Origin of the sequence: Tunturiibacter gelidiferens (genome assembly GCF_051013345.1) — a bacterium.
GTDB lineage: Bacteria > Acidobacteriota > Terriglobia > Terriglobales > Acidobacteriaceae > Edaphobacter > Edaphobacter gelidiferens_A.
The window spans coordinates 1206455-1224072 of record NZ_CP132939.1 but is presented as its reverse complement, the minus strand read 5'-3'; the positions used below and the strand labels follow the sequence as shown (position 1 = coordinate 1224072).

Annotated in this window: 15 protein-coding genes and 1 pseudogene; 6 read left to right on the top strand and 10 right to left on the bottom strand. The window is 60.4% G+C overall.

All coding sequences use genetic code 11. The features are described from left to right. The first annotated feature begins 84 nt into the window (after window positions 1–84). Entirely contained in the window at window positions 85–2613 is a 2529-nt protein-coding gene (locus tag RBB80_RS05980; protein WP_433967335.1) for a DUF3536 domain-containing protein, read from the top strand. Between the two features lie 189 nt (window positions 2614–2802). Here RBB80_RS05980 and RBB80_RS05975 read toward each other — a convergent pair whose 3' ends face one another. The 3 genes from RBB80_RS05975 to RBB80_RS05965 form a co-directional block, all read right to left on the bottom strand. Then, window positions 2803–3414 carry a vanadium-dependent haloperoxidase gene (locus RBB80_RS05975; protein ID WP_433967334.1) on the bottom strand — a complete coding sequence of 204 codons (612 nt, stop codon included), beginning with the start codon at window positions 3412–3414 and terminating at the stop codon, window positions 2803–2805. 107 nt (window positions 3415–3521) lie between these two features. After that, complete coding sequence (locus RBB80_RS05970; RefSeq protein WP_433967333.1) at window positions 3522–4097, bottom strand: hypothetical protein; 576 nt, start codon at window positions 4095–4097, stop codon at window positions 3522–3524. Window positions 4098–4818: 721 nt separating this feature from the next. Continuing rightward, window positions 4819–5931 (bottom strand): Rieske 2Fe-2S domain-containing protein, encoded by a 1113-nt coding sequence (locus RBB80_RS05965; RefSeq protein WP_433967332.1) that lies wholly within the window; start codon window positions 5929–5931, stop codon window positions 4819–4821. Window positions 5932–6211: 280 nt separating this feature from the next. Between RBB80_RS05965 and RBB80_RS05960 the strand changes: the two genes are divergently transcribed. Beyond that, entirely contained in the window at window positions 6212–8230 is a 2019-nt protein-coding gene (locus RBB80_RS05960; protein ID WP_433967331.1) for a hypothetical protein, read from the top strand. 224 nt (window positions 8231–8454) lie between these two features. Here RBB80_RS05960 and RBB80_RS05955 read toward each other — a convergent pair whose 3' ends face one another. After that, window positions 8455–8709, bottom strand: a complete 255-nt coding sequence (locus RBB80_RS05955) for a hypothetical protein (RefSeq protein WP_433969525.1) — start codon at window positions 8707–8709, stop codon at window positions 8455–8457. 303 nt (window positions 8710–9012) lie between these two features. On the opposite strand from RBB80_RS05955, the gene RBB80_RS05950 reads away from it, so the two are divergent. Then, on the top strand, window positions 9013–9441 hold the full coding sequence (locus RBB80_RS05950) for a response regulator (protein ID WP_433969523.1): 429 nt from the start codon (window positions 9013–9015) through the stop codon (window positions 9439–9441). Here the strand turns inward: RBB80_RS05950 and RBB80_RS05945 are convergent. The 3 genes from RBB80_RS05945 to RBB80_RS05935 all read right to left on the bottom strand — a co-directional run bounded on the left by RBB80_RS05945 (window position 9438) and on the right by RBB80_RS05935 (window position 11476). After that, window positions 9438–10160 (bottom strand): helix-turn-helix transcriptional regulator, encoded by a 723-nt coding sequence (locus tag RBB80_RS05945; protein WP_433967330.1) that lies wholly within the window; start codon window positions 10158–10160, stop codon window positions 9438–9440. The genes RBB80_RS05950 and RBB80_RS05945 overlap by 4 nt on opposite strands. A gap of 260 nt (window positions 10161–10420) precedes the next feature. Then, a complete protein-coding gene (locus RBB80_RS05940) occupies window positions 10421–10708 on the bottom strand; it encodes a VOC family protein (protein ID WP_433967329.1) in 288 nt (95 codons plus the stop codon). A gap of 126 nt (window positions 10709–10834) precedes the next feature. Beyond that, the gene (locus RBB80_RS05935; RefSeq protein ID WP_433967328.1) at window positions 10835–11476 is read right to left on the bottom strand and encodes a TetR/AcrR family transcriptional regulator; all 642 of its coding nucleotides are present in this window, start codon (window positions 11474–11476) and stop codon (window positions 10835–10837) included. A gap of 88 nt (window positions 11477–11564) precedes the next feature. Here RBB80_RS05935 and RBB80_RS05930 point away from each other — a divergent pair, with 88 nt between their 5' ends. Both RBB80_RS05930 and RBB80_RS05925 read left to right on the top strand, forming a co-directional pair. Further along, window positions 11565–12062 carry an aldo/keto reductase gene (locus tag RBB80_RS05930; RefSeq protein ID WP_433967327.1) on the top strand — a complete coding sequence of 166 codons (498 nt, stop codon included), beginning with the start codon at window positions 11565–11567 and terminating at the stop codon, window positions 12060–12062. Beyond that, complete coding sequence (locus tag RBB80_RS05925) at window positions 12044–12448, top strand: aldo/keto reductase (protein ID WP_433969521.1); 405 nt, start codon at window positions 12044–12046, stop codon at window positions 12446–12448. Before RBB80_RS05930 ends, RBB80_RS05925 begins: the two co-directional genes overlap by 19 nt. A gap of 49 nt (window positions 12449–12497) precedes the next feature. Here the strand turns inward: RBB80_RS05925 and RBB80_RS05920 are convergent, their stop codons facing one another. The 3 genes and pseudogenes from RBB80_RS05920 to dnaB all read right to left on the bottom strand — a co-directional run bounded on the left by RBB80_RS05920 (window position 12498) and on the right by dnaB (window position 16804). After that, window positions 12498–12704 carry a hypothetical protein gene (locus tag RBB80_RS05920; protein ID WP_433967326.1) on the bottom strand — a complete coding sequence of 69 codons (207 nt, stop codon included), beginning with the start codon at window positions 12702–12704 and terminating at the stop codon, window positions 12498–12500. Between the two features lie 6 nt (window positions 12705–12710). Beyond that, complete coding sequence (locus RBB80_RS05915) at window positions 12711–15074, bottom strand: arylsulfatase (protein ID WP_433967325.1); 2364 nt, start codon at window positions 15072–15074, stop codon at window positions 12711–12713. Window positions 15075–15425: 351 nt separating this feature from the next. Further along, window positions 15426–16804 (bottom strand): annotated as a pseudogene (dnaB, locus tag RBB80_RS05910) (replicative DNA helicase). A 231-nt stretch (window positions 16805–17035) separates the two neighbouring features. Here dnaB and RBB80_RS05905 point away from each other — a divergent pair. Next, the gene (locus tag RBB80_RS05905; RefSeq protein ID WP_433967324.1) at window positions 17036–17335 is read left to right on the top strand and encodes a DUF5076 domain-containing protein; all 300 of its coding nucleotides are present in this window, start codon (window positions 17036–17038) and stop codon (window positions 17333–17335) included. Window positions 17336–17618: the final 283 nt, after the last annotated feature.

Sequence of the window (17618 nt, the reverse complement as noted above, 5' to 3'; positions counted from 1 at the left end):
CTCGCTCTCGTCGAATCCGCGAAATTTCTACTTCGCGCGCCGCACCCAACCCCTCCACCCGCGATACCCTCTAACTGAATACTTATGGCCAAACCTCGCGCCGCGAAGTCCCCCAAGCCGCAAACAGCCGTCGAAGCTCCCCGCTTCGTATGCATTCACGGCCACTTCTACCAACCCCCACGCGAGAATCCCTGGCTCGAAACCGTCGAAGTCCAGGACTCCGCCGCCCCCTATCACGACTGGAACGACCGCATCACCGCCGAGTGCTACGCCCCCAACGGCGCCTCCCGCATCACCAACAAGCAGGACGAGATCATCCGGATCATGAACAACTACGCCCGGATGAGCTTCAACTTCGGCCCCACGCTCCTCAGCTGGCTGCAGGACAAAGCCCCTCGCACCTACCGCATGATCGTCGACGCCGACAAGTTCAGCGCCCAGCGATACAGCGGTCACGGATCCGCCGTCGCCCAGGTCTACAACCACCTCATCATGCCCCTGGCCAACCGCCGCGACGCCCTCACCCAGATCCGCTGGGGCATCGCCGACTTCGAATCCCGCTTCGGCCGCAAACCAGAAGGCATGTGGCTCGCCGAAACCGCCGTCAACCGCAACGTACTCGACCTCATGGCGCAGGAGGGCATCAAGTTCACCATCCTCGCTCCCGTCCAGTGCGCCCGCGTGCGCCGCCTCGATCCTCCCGCAGGCACAGCCTCCAAACCAAACCTCGATCCCGTCGCCGCAGCCGCAGCCCCCGCAGAAGAGCCCTGGGTCCAGACCCCCAACGCCAACGTAGATCCAACCCGCCCCTACCTCGTCAAACTCGACGAAGGCCGCACCATCGCCGTCTTCTTCTACGACGGCCCCGGCTCCCGCGCCATCGCCTTCGAAGGCCTCCTCAACAGCGGCGAAAACTTTGCCAACCGTCTCCTCAGCGGCTTTCACCCCGCCTCTCCCGGAGACCCCGAACTCGCACAGATCTCACACGTGGCCACTGACGGCGAGAGCTACGGCCATCATCACAAACACGGCGAGATGGCACTCTCCTCCGCCATGCACCGTATCGAAGAGGGTCAGCAAGCCAGGCTCACCAACTACGGCGAGTTCCTCGAGAAATTCCCGCCTAAGTGGGAGGCCGAAGTCGCTGAGGACACCTCCTGGTCCTGCGCTCACGGCGTCGAACGCTGGCGCTCCAACTGCGGCTGTAACGGCGGCAAAGCCGGATGGAACCAGGAGTGGCGCGCTCCCCTTCGCGAGTCCCTCGACTATCTCCGCGACGCCACCGCGCCCCTGGCCGAACAGCTCTCCCAATCTTTCTTCAACGATCTCTGGGCCGCTCGCGACGCCTACATCCACGTCGTCCTCGACCGATCCCCCGCCTCCATCATCCGTTTCTTCGCCGACCACGCCACACGCCACCTCACCGAAGACGAGCGTGTCGCCGCCCTCGAACTCATGGAGCTGGAACGCCACACCCAGCTCATGTACACCAGCTGCGGCTGGTTCTTCGACGAGATCTCCGGCATAGAAACCGTGCAGATCATCGCCTACGCTGGCCGCGTCCTCCAGCTCGCCGCCAAACTCTTCGGCCCTCCCGGCGCAGCTCTCGAAGCCGAGTTCCTCACCCGCCTCGCCCGCGCCAAAAGCAACGTACCCGAGATGGGCGACGGCGCAGAAGTCTATCGCCGCTACGTCACCAACATGAAGATCGGACTCGAGCAGGTCGGCGCCCACTACGCCATCAGCTCCATCTTCCGCGCCTATCCCGAGCACGGCGAGCTCTTCTGCTTCGACGTCCATCGCGAATCGCAGGAGGTCTTCAACTCCGGCCGTGGCCGCGTCTCCCTGGGCCGCGCTCTCCTCTACTCCCGCATCACCGAAGAGAGCGAGGAGCTCTGTTTCGCCGTCCTCCACCTCGGCGACCAGAACCTCTCCGCCGCCGTCAAAGCCTACAACTCCACCAACCCAGCCGAGGTCGAGGCCTTCGCCACCTTCTCCACCGACATCAGCACCGCCATCCGTCGCGCCAACCTCCCCGAGGTCATCCGCCTCATCGACCGCTTCTTCGGCGAAACCGCCTACTCCCTCACCTCGCTCTTCGCAGACGAGCAGCACCGCATCCTCAGCACCATCCTCAACCAGACCGTCTCCGAGATGGAGGACTCCCTCCGCAAGATCTACGAAGACCACGCCTCCCTCATGCACTTCCTCACTGAGTCCGGCATGACCGCTCCGCCAGCCCTCGCCACCGCCGCCCGCTTCGCCATCAACGCCAGCCTGCGCCAGGCCATCGAGTCCGAAAACTTCGACACCGCCGAAATAGAATCACTCATCGCCCGTGCCGAGGTTGACCAGATCCCACTCGATACAACTCTACTCAGCTACACCACTGGACAGCGCATGAAGCGCGCAATGATCCGCCTGGAAGCCGCAGCCGCCGGAGACTCTCAGGCCTCCGACGCTCTGACCTCAGCCATTGAAGTCGCAGAGGCCACCCACAAGATGCCCTTCGAAGTGAACATCTGGCAGGCCCAGAACATCTGGAACGACCTTCTCCGCCGAAGCGACACCAACTACTGGTCCGACGAGTGGAAGGAAGGCTTCAAAAACTAGGCGAGACCATGAACATCAAAGTCGACCAGCTCGTCATCGAAGAGGGCGTCAGCGCCTTCTAACCACCACGCCCCAGACCATTCCAGTTTTTATATCCACGTTGCTTCCGAATCGCCAACTATCCGGAATTAGCCTGCCGATGAACACAAGGGCGTTGGTCACCCAACGCTGTTTTGACCCCAACCAGCATCAGTCTTCGTCTTCTCCCTCTTCTCGCTCCGCGCGCCTGAACGCATGCTGCAGAACATACTCTCCAACGGCAGTACCCGTCGCCTGTCCGTCATTGCACGCCGTACGGAAGTGAATGCCGGCAAACACCCGGGCATTGACGATCTCAGTAAGGGCCGCTGAGAAACTGGGGAAGGAGCGGACCACGCCGGTCATCACGTCAGAATCCACCATGAAGGAAGAATTCTTGCCGAAGTAGTGCGCCAGCACCGTCGCGGCTGCGGCACTGACCGTGGAGTGGCCCGACGGATACTCCGGATGGGGTGGCGTATTCAACAGCGGGACCCAGCTCGGATCCGCAATTGTCGCGGGATTTCCGTCCGTGTCAGCCAGTCGGATTGCCGTCACCGGCCTCCATGCCACGTAGTAGTACTTCGCCTCCCAGCAGGCGATAGCTGCATCTGCCATGGCAACGTTCACCGCCGCAAATATCAACGCATTCTCCTGCAATGTGGTGTGGTGTTCCTTACCCAGTAGAAAAAGCGCAATCCGGTTCCAGTAGAAAACGGCGGTGCTCGCATTCCAGAATTGACTGAAGAGAGTCTGGTCGGCCGTGCGAGTAACACTCGTCAAACTGCCCATCGACTTTGTTTCATTGAAAACCTTTGCGTATAGAGCGCTGGTCAAGGCTGGAGGACCACCCGGCCGGAACTGCGACGGAGACTTGATCACCCACGGAGTCATGTACGCGTACTGCGGCCCAAATCCGGGCAAGAATCCGGGGGAGTAGGACGCCACTGCCCAACATTGGTTCCCCCAAGGAAGGGTGGCGGAGCAGGAGTGAACCCATCGGTACTGCGCCAGGCCCAGATCGAGTCCGCAACCTCCTGGCCCCAATGGACTCCGTTGTCGATAGCCTCCTGCCGCTCATGGCGGGGGTGTTTCCCCACGAGTGCAGCCAGCGACGCGGCCCGCTGCGCATCAAGGGTGCTCTGTTGGGCGGGATACAGTCTCACCAGGCTCGCATAGGCCGCCTGGATAGCAGCAGCCCTTGGCGAAGACTCCCACGGGGCCGCAGGTTTCACATGGATAGGCGTATATCTGCGGGTGATCCCGTTGACCGCATCGAACACGGAACTCTGCACTATCGCCGCATTGCGGGTCATATCGAGAGGGTTGGTCTTTGCGACGAGCGCCGTCTGGAACATGATCTGGTTCCAGTCGGTGACTTCATCCGCGCGCGCGGTTGGAATAGAGAGACTCGCGAAGACGAGTGCGCTCGCAAGTGACAAAAAACCGCGAACATGACGTTTCATTTGATTTCTCCTTTTTTGGGGATAGACGTTCTGGAGCGAACAGGCCTGGATAGGTCGCAGATTGGTCGGTGGGAGGGCAGCGAGGTTACTGGCAAAACCGCACCGCACCGCCGTAAGGTGCAAGCGCGCTACTTCTGGTCATCGGCCTGGAACACTCTCTGGACAAGAATCTCGTGTGGTAATACCAACACGGTTAGCTACCTATCGCTGATTGATCCTCATGACAATCCCTCCTTATACAGGGTTGCGTGCGTATAGATTGCGTGCTGTATAGGATTGCGTGCCACTACGAGCTGGTCCCATGCCCGATCGAGGCATGGAACTGGCTGGATTTGAACTGGCTGGATTTCCCTTGATCCCGAGGCCCTGGAAGACTCGCCGTTCCATCGTTTCTTATGGCGACCAAGTGCCAACAGAACCAGCGCGGTTGCTATTGCGGTGCGAGGTTCTTCTGCAGACGCTGACCATGAACCCTGCGAACGTGCGAGGGGACAGTAAGAACGGCGTCGTAAATTTATCCTAAATATCCATTTATGGCAAGTTAAATATGCCACTCACTGGCTGCAAGCCAACCGTCATCGCCCCCACCGCCTGAGCCTTAGCGCTAACCTTTTGGCCACAGGGCCTGCACAACTCCTGGAGCAATCAACACCAGAGTCCGAAACTTGGCCCTCGCAATTAGAGAACTTTGCGCAATTTCGACGAGAAGAGGCGGTCAGCTTCAACTCCTCCAATGCAGCGTAACCGGCCCACTCAACGGATGCTCCCCCGTCCCCTTCAACCGCGCCTGCTTCAAAGCGAAGTACCACTTCGCCGGCTTATCCGCATCATCGATCAGCATCAGCCCCGGATGAAATCTCAACCCCTCGGCCTGCTCAATCATCGTCTGCTGATCCTGCCGCACAAACCGCGCTCCAAAGAACGTAGCAATAGAAGTTACAAATGGAACCCAGTAAAAAACATTCCAAGCCGCAACTACGTCAATCCTGCAAGTCGAACCAGTCACCGGCGTAATCGTAGTCAGGCTCGAAAACCATTTCTCCCCCGCGCGTATCGTCTCGTACCTCCGATTCGGCAGCACAAAATCAATCGTCGTCGTAATCGGCTCGCCATAAACTCCCAGCAGCTTGTAAGGCGCCGAGTTCGCGCTCGGAGCATGCGACGACATCCGAAACCCCGCATTCCTTCCGTTATTCTCCCTGTCCTCCAGCGGCTCAAAGTGCTTCGTCTTCTCATGAATACTCGCCGCCGACCGCCACCACCACGCCTGGTGCACAAACGGCCCATGCGCCGGATCTATCAACCCGATAATTCCATGGTCAACATTGCAGGGCAGCTCAGCCACCAGGTGCGCGCTCCGAAACCTCGCCGAAAACTTCGGCACCTCCGGCACCGGCGGCAGCGCCTCCAACACCTGCACTCGCCCCGCCCCCGCCTCCGGCAGATAAACCCAGGCGAACCCATCCCGCTCCTCACAAGGAAACGCACCCGCATAAATCTTCGTCGGGTCCAGCGTCTCATGGCTCGTCAGCGAAGGAATCTCCCTGCACTGCCCGCTGCAAGGCTCAAACTTCCAACCGTGATACTTGCACGTCACCGTCTCCCCATCGAACCATCCAGCCGACAGCGGAATCCCCCGATGCGGACAAAGATCCCGCATCGCAAACAGCCTCCCACCCGTCTTCCTCCCCAGCAGCAGCGGAACCCCCAGCAGCAGCGCCTTCGCCGTCTTGCCCTCCCGCAGTTCCCCAGCGCGCAGCGCAGGATACCAATCCCCAAAGATCAGGTCCGCAGGCGGCCCCGCAACCTCCGCAACTCGCACCAACTCACTCAACCTGAACGCCCTCGCTCAAACAACACGCTTCTCATCATATGGCCTGCCGGCCGGGCCCACTGCGCGTGGAGCGGTCACTTCGTGACGGATATACCCCTTCGGTTGGCGCTCCCGCTGGTCGCGATAAAAAGCTTTATGCCGACCATCGGGAGGCCCGAGGCGAAGCCGGTATACATGTCACGAAGTGACCGCCGCCCGCGTAGGGCGTCTTCACGGCAGTTGATAAACTCACCTAACACCTCGCACCTCCGCCACCATGCAGACGACACCCCCATCCCCCATGTCGCCCACAACAAAAAACCGCCTCATCCTCTTCGTCCTCTGGCTCCTCTTCTACGCAACCCTCACCCTCTTCGTCCCCCCGCTCCTCGACGACGCCGACTCCGTCCACGCCGAAGTCGCCCGCGAGATGCTCCTCCGCCACGACTGGGTCACCCTCTACGCCAACGGCATCCGCTACCTCGAAAAGGCCCCTCTCCTCTACTGGAGCATGGCCCTCAGCTTCAAACTCTTCGGTGTCAACACCGCCGCCGCACGTCTGCCCATAGCCCTCACCGTCCTCTCGCTCGCCCTTATCCTCGAAGGCTTCGCCCGCCGCGCCTTCAGCAGCCCTGAGCAAGCTCAATCCCCCGAGCCGGCCTCTACGCCGGCCTCATTCTCCTCTCCAGCTTCGGCATCTTCATCTTCACCCGCATCCTCCTGCCCGACGCCGACGTCTGCCTCTGGCTCACCCTCGCCCTCTTCTTCTACTGGGCCACCGAGTCCGGCCAATCCCCACCAAACCAACAAGACCCAACTCTCCATGGCCACAAAACTCCGGTCGCCCCATCCTTCGCGGCCTCATCGCGAAGGGCGGGAACGACGTTCGCAAGCCGCCACGCCAGCCCCACCCTCTGCTGGCTCTTCGCCGCCTGCTGCGCCCTCAACGTCCTCACCAAAGGCCTCATCGGCATCGTCTTCCCCTCCTCATCGTCCTAGCCCACCTCATCCTCACCCGCCGCAACCTTCACGCCGTCCTAACCCGCATCCGACAGCTCCACCCCTCTCAAGCACCATCGTCTTCCTCCTCATCGTCACCCCCTGGCACATCCTCATAGCCCTCGCCAACCCCACCCAGGGCCATCCCGGCAACCTCACCTTCTCGCAAGGCCACTGGTCCGTCCCCCTCCCCACCGACGGCAACGTCCACGGCTGGCTCTGGTTCTACTTCGTCAACGAGCAACTCCTCCGCTACCTCAACCTCCGCGTCCCCCGCGACTACGACACCGTCCCCCTCCTCCTCTTCTGGGCCCTCATCCTCATCTGGATCATGCCCTGGAGTGCATTCCTCTTTCGTGCCCTCGCCACCGTCCCCTGGCGCAAAGCCCTCCGCCCGCGAGTCTCCATCCGCACCCTCACCCAGCGCGAAAACACCCTCCTCCTCCTCGGCCTCTGGGCCATCATCCCCGTCCTCTTCTTCTCCCTCTCCACCCGCCAGGAGTACTACGTCCTCCCCTCCCTCCCCGCCATGATCCTTCTCATCGCCGCATGGCTCGACCGCGAAGCCACCGAAGCCGAATCCTTCGCCGTCCCCAACCCCCTCGTCCGCTCCGGCCAGCGCATCTCCGTCGTCCTCCTCGTCCTCGGCTCCCTCGCCGCCCTCACCGCAGGCTTCTTCCTCCTGCACTCCGCCCCACCCAACCCCGGCACCGACCTCGCCTCACTCCTCAAACAAAATCCCAGCGACTATGCCCTCTCCTTCGGCCACTTCCTCGACCTCAACGCCCAGGCCATGGGAGCCTTCCGCGACCCGCTCCTCCTCACCGCCATCGCTCTCTTCTCCGGCACCCTCGCCAACTGGCTTCTCCGCCGCGCCTACCAGCCGCACGCCGCAAACCTCTGCCTCACCGCCGCCACCTTCGCCTTCGTCTTAGCCGCCCACATCGGCCTGCAGATCTTCTCCCCGGTCCTAAGCTCCCGTCAGCTCGCCACCGCCATCGAGCCCGAGCTAAAACCCAGCGACCTCATCGTCATCCACGGCGAGTACGAGAGCGCCAGCACTCTCGGCTTCTACCTCGGGCGCAATGACCTCCACATCCTCGACGGCCGCTCGTCCAATCTCTGGTACGGCTCCTTCTTCCCCGACGCCCCACCCATCTTCGAAGATGCTCTCTCGCTCAAACTCCGTTGGCTTGAGCCCCGCCGCATCTTTCTCTGGCAGGATCTCTCCCAACCACTACCCATCCTCCCGGGCAAGATCCATTTCATCGCCCAAAGCGGCGGCAAAGAGATCCTCAGCAACCAACCCAACCCCTACTAAAGACTGAGTCCTGCCGGACGGGCCTCCTGCGCGGAGGGCCGGGCGTTCACACGCCTTTTTAGAGCTTCGCGTGGTCCTCCCGTTGGTCGGAATCATCTTCCCTCGCGACCAACGGGAGCGCCAACCGAAGGGGTATACAAGTCACGAAGTGACCGCCCCACGCGCAGTGGGCCCGTCCGGCAGGACAAAGCCATGATCTCTAAAAGGGTTCCTACAGACCTAAGTTACTTATCCGTCTTCCAAACAAACAGAAACTCATCGTTGCTCGAAGTGGCCAGGTTCATCTGACGTTGCCGCGCCGCGCGGCTCAGCGCCGACCGAACGTTCTCCTTCGAGTCCGGCAGCTCTGCCAACGGAATCTTCAGCGCGCTGCCTGTAGCCAGTTTCTCGATATCGCTCAACAGTTGAGTGATGATCTCCTTGTGCTTCCCATCCCTGCCCTTGGGAACATTCACCTGAAGCACCGACTCGAATTTCATTCCCTTCAAAAGCAATTCGTCGTCGTGGCTCAAGGTCCCCCTCGATCTGATGGTCTAAAACTAACCTAAAGTTAACGTAACACTAAATAGATTCATTCTCCGATGCACGGGTTGCTTTCTTCAACGGAGCCTAAGCTCCCGCATAACCCACAGATTTAAAAGAGTTAACCCGTATAGAGCAAACAGGTCTAGGTTTGAAAAAGAGGTAAAACCCATGGCTAAGAAGCTCAAATTTGAAGTCGTTTCAGTAGCGGACGTTCCCAGGGAAGACGCCGTAGCCCTCCCCAAAAAAACAAACCGCTCATCCTGATCGTTGACGACGAACAAATTATCGCCGACACTCTCTCGATAATCCTCTCCCGCAGCGGCTTCTTCACCATCACCGCCTACGACGGCCTCCAAGCTCTCGAGATCGCACGAAGCGCCCGACCCGACCTCGTCATCTCCGACGTCATGATGCCCGGAATGACCGGCGTCGAACTCGCCATCGCCATCACCCAGAGCATCCCCACCTGCAAGATCCTCTTGTTCTCGGGACAAGCCGCAACCGCCGACCTCCTCGTTCACGCCCGCAACGCCGGCCACAACTTCACCACCCTCACGAAGCCCGTACACCCCACCGACATGCTCCAGCGCGTCGCCGAGTGCCTTGCGGTACAACAGGCCGTCTTCACCACTACACACAACACCACGGACGATTCTTCCCGACCCGCAACCTACCTCGTAAACTAACCCTGCCCAATACCCGCCCCAGCCGATTCGTAGACATAGGGCGGCTTGGTCACCTGCTTCACAAAGTCTTCAAGTCTCTGCCCCTTCTTCTGCACAAACTCGCGCCCCAGCACCTCGACCTCTCGCATTCGGTCGATGCGAAACACTCTAAAGTCCTTCCGGAGCTCGCACCACGCTGCCAGCGTCCACGCCCCGCCCCAAAAGTAAAGCGCCAGCGGCCTAACCTCGCGCTCGCTGCTCTGGCCGTCCTCTTTCGCGTAGCAGAACGCCACCGCCCGCCGCCCCACGCACGCATCATGCAGCACATCCAGCCTCTCCTTCAAAGGCTGCACCATCCGGAACCCAGGCGCATACATCAGAATTGAATCCAGCCGCTCTCGAAGCTCCGCAGGCAGCACCGCCTCTATCCGCTGCAGCGCCTGGTCCGCCGAAGCCACACTCGCCGCCCCGCCCCACGCCTGCACCATCCGCGCCCCCAGCACCAGCGCCGTCAACTCATCCCGCGTAAACATCAACGGAGGCAGGTCCATATCCCGCCGCAGCGTATACCCAACCCCAGCCTCTCCCTCAATCGGCATCCCCGAGATCTGCAGATCGCGCACATCCCGGTAGATCGTCCGCTCCGAAACCTCCAGCTTCTCCGCCAGCATCCGCGCCGTCTGCAATCTGCCGCCGCGCAGCACTCGTACGATTCGGAAGAGTCGGTCAGCCCGTCGCATGCACCCATCCTATCCTCACTCCGTGGGTGTACACCGGCTTCGCCCAGGGTCCCCAATGGGTCGGCACAAATATTCACCGCGACCAACGGGAGCGCCAACCGAAGGGGTATACCCGTCACGAAGTGACCGCCCCGCGCGCAGCGGGCACTTGGCCACATCACCTCAAATCGAAGTATGCAGACCAATATGATTCCCCTCCGTATCCTTCAGGCACGCAAACGCACCATGCCCTCCAGGAATCACCGTACGCGGCATCAGCATCAACCCCCAGCCTCACGCACCCGCGCAATCACGGCATCCAGCTCTCCATCGCAGTTCAGATACACCATCGTGCCGCCGCGACCTGGTTTCCGAAACGGCCGCTTCACCAAGGCCCCCGCTACACCGCCCGGCGCCGCCGGAAAAACACGCATCGGATCCCCCATCTCTCCAAAATCATCCTTCTTCATCCTGCGATCGAGAATCGTCTCGTAGAACCTCGCGGCCCGATCCAGATCGGCACACGGAATCTCGAACCAAACCGCCCCTGACTTCGGCTGTTCCTTCATATTGCCTCCCTGACATTACGAACACAGAGGCAGCATACTGACACCCTCCTGACACCGTACTGTCAGGAGCCTTCACCGAATCTCATCAAAATCCACCCCACCCGTATCCACTCAGGCACCTGTTCCCTAAGCCGATTCCCGCACAGTACAAGCCTCCAGGTAAGCGCACACCAGAAACACCAGCTCCTGCCGCAAACCCTCAAAATGCTTCTCCGGATCACCCGACTCCAGCAATCTACGGCTCACCCCGGCCATCGCACTCATCAACATCGAAGCCACCATCTGCGGATCCTTCGTCAGCCGATCGCGAGCCGTTGTCAGCATCCCAACCAGCGCCTTATTCGTCTCCACACCGCTTCTCAGCGCAATCTTCGCCCCATCTACATCCGAACTCACCGAGTACAACGCCACACTCGTCTTCGCATCCCTCATCTTCGCCTCAAGAAATGCGTTGATCAGAGCCGTCGCCATCTCCTTCAGACTCTTCCCCCGCTCCTCTCTGCACACCCTGCTCATCGCCCCGGCCACCTCATCGAGATGCCGCGCCAACGCCGCCTGCAACAACGAGCTCTTATTCGGAAAGTACTGATACAACGTCCCCACCGACACCCCCGCCCGCGACGCCACCTTCGTCGTCGTCAACCGCTCCTTGCCCACGCTCAACAAAACCTGAATAGTCGCCTCCAGAATTGCATCCACGCTCGCAGCCGAACGAGCCTGCACCGGCGATTTACGCGGCTCCAACAGCACCTGGGAACGTTGCGGCAAATGCGAACTCCTGACCTGAGGCTTTCTTCATCTAACCACAGGTAACCACAACGACGACAAGCAGCGAACCGACAAAAGGAGCAACAGCATGACGCAACAAACAAATCTAGGCAGCGCCTTCACCTTCCCCGGCACCTCGATGACCGTACACCGCATGGGCTACGGGGCCATGCAGCTCGCCGGCCCCCACGTCTTCGGCCCGCCAAAGGACATGAACACCGCCATCGCCGTCCTTCGCGAAGCCATAGCCGCCGGCGTCAACCACATCGACACCAGCGACTTCTACGGCCCCCACGTCACCAATCAGATCATCAAGCAGGCCCTCCACCCCTACCCCGACCGCCTCATCATCGTCACCAAAGTAGGCGCACGCCGCGGCGCAGACGCATCCTGGAACCCCGCCCTCTCCCGCCAGGACATCATCGACGCCGTCCACGACAACCTCCGCAACCTCGCCCTCGACAAGCTCGACATCGTCAACCTCCGCGTCGGTGGACTCGCCGGCCCAACCAAAGGCTCCATCGAAGCCCCCTCACCGTCCTCGCCGAACTCAAAGCCCAGGGCCTCATCCGCCACCTCGGCCTGAGCAACGTAACCCCGCAGCAACTCGCCGAAGCGCAAAAGCTCACCGACATCGTCTGCGTCCAGAACCTCTACAACGTAGCCCACCGAACCGACGACGCCTTCCTCGACGACCTCACCAACCAAGGCATCGCCTACGTTCCCTTCTTCCCCCTCGGAGGCTTCACACCCCTGCAATCCGCAGCACTCGACGCAGCCGCAGCCGCCCTCCAATCCACCCCTATGCAAGTCGCGCAAGCCTGGCTCCTCCAGCGCTCCCCCAACATGCTCCTCATCCCCGGCACCTCATCCCTCAGTCACCTTCGCGAAAATCTAAAAGCCGCAACCCTCGAACTCCCACCCGAAATCATCACCAGCCTGGACTCAATCGCAGCAGCTCCCAAACAATAACGATCGCGCAGACTTGGGCGAAGATCCTCCGATACTATCCTCCCGTTGGTCAGCACGGAATCTGCATCACGACCAGCGGGAGAACCACGCGAAGCCCATCACAAGTCACGAAGTGACCGCCGCCCGCGCAGGGCAGACCTTGAGCAGGTAGTTCATAAACAAGTTCTGAAACATGGTGCACCCGGTCGTCGTACCCAACCTCAACCAGCGAATTGTCGCCAAGGTTGCGCGCCCGAGTGGTGGCGGCTTCGGCCATCGTCTCTTACTTTTTGGGATACGCAATCCTCGTCGTCACGATCTTCCCATTGAAGGCGAACGGTGCTTGGTCGAAATAGTCCAGCGACACGGGCGAGCCGAGATCGCTGCCGATGTCGAAACAATCGTTGGCGGTGAAGGCCAGCGCCGCCGTAATCGGCACCCGGCCCTGCGCCACTGCCTGACCGTTGACCTTCAACGTGACGTCCAGCGGAGCGCCGGGCTTGCGTGCTGCCAGCTTCGACTCGACCTCGACCTTCACGGCGCCGGTCGGCAGTTTTTCTTTCGCCTTGATCTGCGTCCGGTCGACCTCGAAGAGGTTGTATTCGTAGTGGAGCACGCCATCCTTCACATATAAGGAGAGGCCGCCGGAAAATCCGCCCAGGGCGTACAGAACACCGTTGGCGTTCGCAGCCACTTCCACTTCCATGCTGACGGTGTTGTCGAATTTTCCGAGCTTCGGCGCGGTGAACTCCGGCATCCCCGTGATCGGGCCGCTGAAAGTCCATTCGGTGTAGGGTGTGGAGGGCGCGTCTTCCGGGTGGAACACTGGCGTCCACAGGCCTCCGCCGATGGGCAGGTTCTCGTTCTTGGCCGACTCGACCAGGAAGAGGTTCTTCATGTACGCGACCCTTTCAGGCATCTTCGCTGCAAGGTCATTGGCCTGAGACCAGTCGGCATCGAGGTTGTAAAGCTCCCACACGTCATTGCTCGGGTTCCAGTCCGCTATGCCCTTGGGCAGTCCCGGCACCCATGGAATTCGGGGGCCGAAGGTGTCGGCATACCAGCCGTTCTGGTAAATGCCGCGGCTACCCATGATGTCGAAGAACTGCGTTGTCTTGCGCCCCTTCGCTGCCGCGTCGGCAAACGTATAGGCCATGCTGACGCCGTCAATCGACATTTGGTCAACGCCGTTGACTACGCGAGGTGGTGTGATGCCAACCACCTCGTAGATCGTCGGCACAATGTCGATGACGTGATGGAACTGCGGACGCGGCGCATCATCGTGTTTGATCTTTGCCGGCCACGAAACAGCCATCGGCTGGCGCGTGCCGCCGAAATGCGCAGCCACAAGTTTGGTGGATCTGTAAGGCGTCCCGCCCGCCCAGGCCCAGCCCGCGTGATACATGTTGTCGGTCTTCGCCGAACCCAGCACATCAAGGCCCCCGAGTTCGTTCAGCGTCTTGATGTGTTGCTGGGTCGTGGTCGGAATACCGTTCTGCGCGAGCATTTCGGAGATGGTGCCGTTCTGGCCCTCCGCCGACGCGCCGTTGTCGCCCCAGATGTAGAAGATGAGAGTATTGTTCAGCTTTCCTTCCCTCTCGATCTCATCAACAATGCGGCCTGCGTTGTAGTCGGCGTGTTCGGCGAAGCCGGCGTACACCTCCATCAGGCGGCGCTGGAACGGTTTTTCGCTTTCCGGAATGGAATCCCACGATGCAAGCGTCGCCGGGCGCGGAGTGAGCTGGGCATCCTGCGGGATCCAGCCCCTCTCCTTGGCACGCTTGAAGGTGCGCTCACGATAATTATCCCAGCCGTCGTCAAACTTGCCTTTGTACTTGTCGGCCCATTCTTTGGGGACCTGATGCGGGCCGTGCGCCGCGCCCGGCGCCCAATAAATGAAAAATGGCTTGTCAGGAGTGAAGGCCTGCTGCTCGCGCAGCCAGCTGATAGCGTCCGTCGCGATGTCCTCGGAGAGGTGATACCCGGGATGCTCATACTCGTGCGGATCCAGGACCGTAGTATTGCGCACCAGACGCGGCTCATACTGCGAGGCCTCGCCGGCGAGGAAGCCGTAGAAATACTCGAAGCCATAGCCGGTAGGCCAATAGTCGAACGGGCCCTTCGAGGTCGTCAGTTCGGCGGGCGTGTTGTGCCACTTGCCCCAGGCCCCCGTGTTGTAACCGTAGTCCTTCAGCACCTCGGCTACGGTCGCCGCCGACTTCGGGATCGTGCCGCTGAAACCGTCGAAATCGTTGGCCAGTTCGGCGATCTGCCCGTTACTGATGCGCGTGTGATTGCGCCCGGTCAGAAGCGCGCCACGTGTCGGCGAGCACATCGCAGTAGAGTGAAAACGGTTGTACGAAATCCCCGCCTTCGCGACGCGGTCGAGGGTGGGCGTGTTGATCTCGCCTCCATAGGTTGAGGCTTGGCCTGGACCGACATCGTCCATCAGGATGATAAGGATGTTCGGCGCATCAGAAGTCAGGTGCTTCGGGTCAACGCGCTTCTTATAGACAGAGTCCGGCATCGTCAGCCCGGCAGTGGAGGCGGAAGGCGTGGGCGGGAACGGCAGGACTTCCTGTGCACTTGCCGCAGACACGATGGCCGCGCCAATGAGGAGACCGTATGTGGTGAATAGAGTCTTCATTTATCGTTGTCTCTTTTCTCGTCTGGATTGAGCCATATTCGAGCTGAATCTCGCGCAAGCGAGATCGGCAATACTCCCAGCAGACCTATCGGTACTCGCGGTAAGAGTCTATAAGCGGCGGTGGTGAGTGGGTAATTAGCACAATTAACAGGTGCGCATAGAAAACTGTCCGGCATGGCGGACTTCCTCCAGAGTCAAAGGGCCATCCGCAAACGGCTGGTCATCAGATGACAAAAGGCCAACGCGCTAATCTGGCTTGGGTTAAAAAATCAATCTGCGGATTAGTCGTCAAAATTCGCTTCTCATCATTTAAGCGGCGTAGACGCGAACCTTCGCGCCGGCGTCCACCCGCTAATACCCGCCCGAATCCCCACCGTGCGACAGATTCTCGAACCGCGTATAGTCCGCCAGATACGCCAGCTGAATACTTCCAGTCGGTCCGTTTCTCTGCTTCGCGATGATGATCTCCGCCTTGCCCTTCAGATCCTCATTCTCGCGATCGTAGTACTCCTCGCGATGAATAAAGCAGACCACGTCGGCATCCTGCTCAATCGAACCCGACTCGCGCAGGTCGCTCAACAGCGGCTTTTTATCCCCACCCTCTGCTCACTCGCACGCGAGAGCTGCGACAGCGCCACCACCGGCACCTTCATCTCCTTCGCCAGCGCCTTCAGGCCGCGCGAGATCGCCGAGACCTCCTGCGTGCGATTCTCAAATCCCTTCTGCGCACCCGCCGACCCCGTCATCAGCTGCAGATAATCGATCACAATCAGATCCAGCGCACCATGCTGCTGCTTCAGCCGCCGCGCCTTCGCCCGCATCTCCGCCAGCGTAATTCCCGGCGTGTCGTCGATAAACATCTTCGACTCCATCAGCCGCTCCAGCCCGTTGATCAGCTTCGCCCGGTCCTCACGCATCAACATCCCGGTCTGAATCGCCTTCGAGTTCACGAGCGCCTGCGAAGCCAGCATTCTGCGCAGCAGACTCGACTTGCTCATTTCGAGCGAGAACACCGCCACCACCTTGCCCCCGCGCACCGCCGCATTCTCCGCAATATTGATCGCCCACGCCGTCTTGCCCATCGAAGGCCGAGCCGCAATGATCGTCAGCTCCGACTCCTGCAGTCCGCTCGTCATCCGGTCGAACTCGATGTAGTGCGTCGCCAGCCCCGTAACCTCGCGCCCCTGCTCATACAGCGCGTCGATCGACCCAAACGACTCCTTCACAATCGCCGTAATATCCGAGAACCCGCCCGTCACCGCATGCTCTGAGATCTCCGTCAACCTGCTCGTGACCTGGTTCAGCACATCGATCGCCTCGCGGCTCTGGTCCGAGGCCTCGATCATCCCCATATCGCACACCGTCAGCAACTGCCGCATCAGGCTCTTGTCGCGAACGATCCGAACATAGCTCTCGATGCTCAGCTTGCGCGGCAAACCCTCACTGAGCGACGCCAGATAAGGCAGCCCACCTACCGAATCCAGCTCCTTCTTCTTCCCCAGATAATCGGTGACGGTAACAATGTCGACTGCATGACCAACCTCCACCAGGTGCAGCATCGCATCGTAGATCTTCCGGTGCGAGTCCAGCGCAAAGTCATCGGTCTTCAGCAGCATCGTCGCGTCAATAATCGCGACCGGCTCCACCAGCATCGCGCCGAGAATCGTCATCTCGGCATGCACGGACGCCGGCCGTTCCTGCTCGCCGACAATGTGGGGATAGGTGGCCATGAGTCTTTAACCTTACCTGCCGCCTCCACCAAATTCCATCCTGTGCAGAAGATGTAGTCCTGTGGACAAGAGGTGGTCCTGTGCAAGGTGTGGATAAGAACATCCGTGCATCTTTAGTCTACGTCCGCACGTAAACCACCGAGTGATCGCTAAGTGCCATCCTTGGTTCACAGAAACGCAGTCGTTATACGCTGGTAAGCAGAGTCAAGCCCAAGTTCCGCAGGAGCAAAGATGGGCGTCGAAAAGGTTCTAGCCATTCCCGAGCAGGCCCAACGCGACAAAGCCTCCTTCGAGGTCCTCCGTGTCTGGATCGCCGAACAGGGCCAGCACGTCAGCATCCGCAGCGGAGCCTGGGAGGACCCCTTCGCCTGGGGCATCGTCCTCGCCGACCTCGCCCGCCACATCGCCCTCGCCCACCAGTTGCAAAACAAGGAAACCGACCCCGGAGCCTTCCTCAACCGCCTCCTCGAAGGCTTCGAAGCTGAGATTGAAAACCCCACCGACGAGCCCGAGGGCGAAGTAACCCAATAACCCACACACAACCCGCTAAAACCCACCCAGTTCAAACCCGCTCCCATCTCGAGTCGTCATTCTGAGCGGAGTGAAGGATCCCTGTATTTCGCCTTCGCCCTTGTTCGTTCTTCTCCACCACCCCCAAACCCGTCGTCTCGACCGAAGCGACAGACAGCCTTACCGTCTGTCGCGCAGTGGAGAGATCCCCGCATCTCGCCCTTGCTTCCCACCCAGACCAAAATAAATCCAAAATCCTGGCGCATTTTTCAACACCAGAATCTATGGTGCTGGAACACCACAT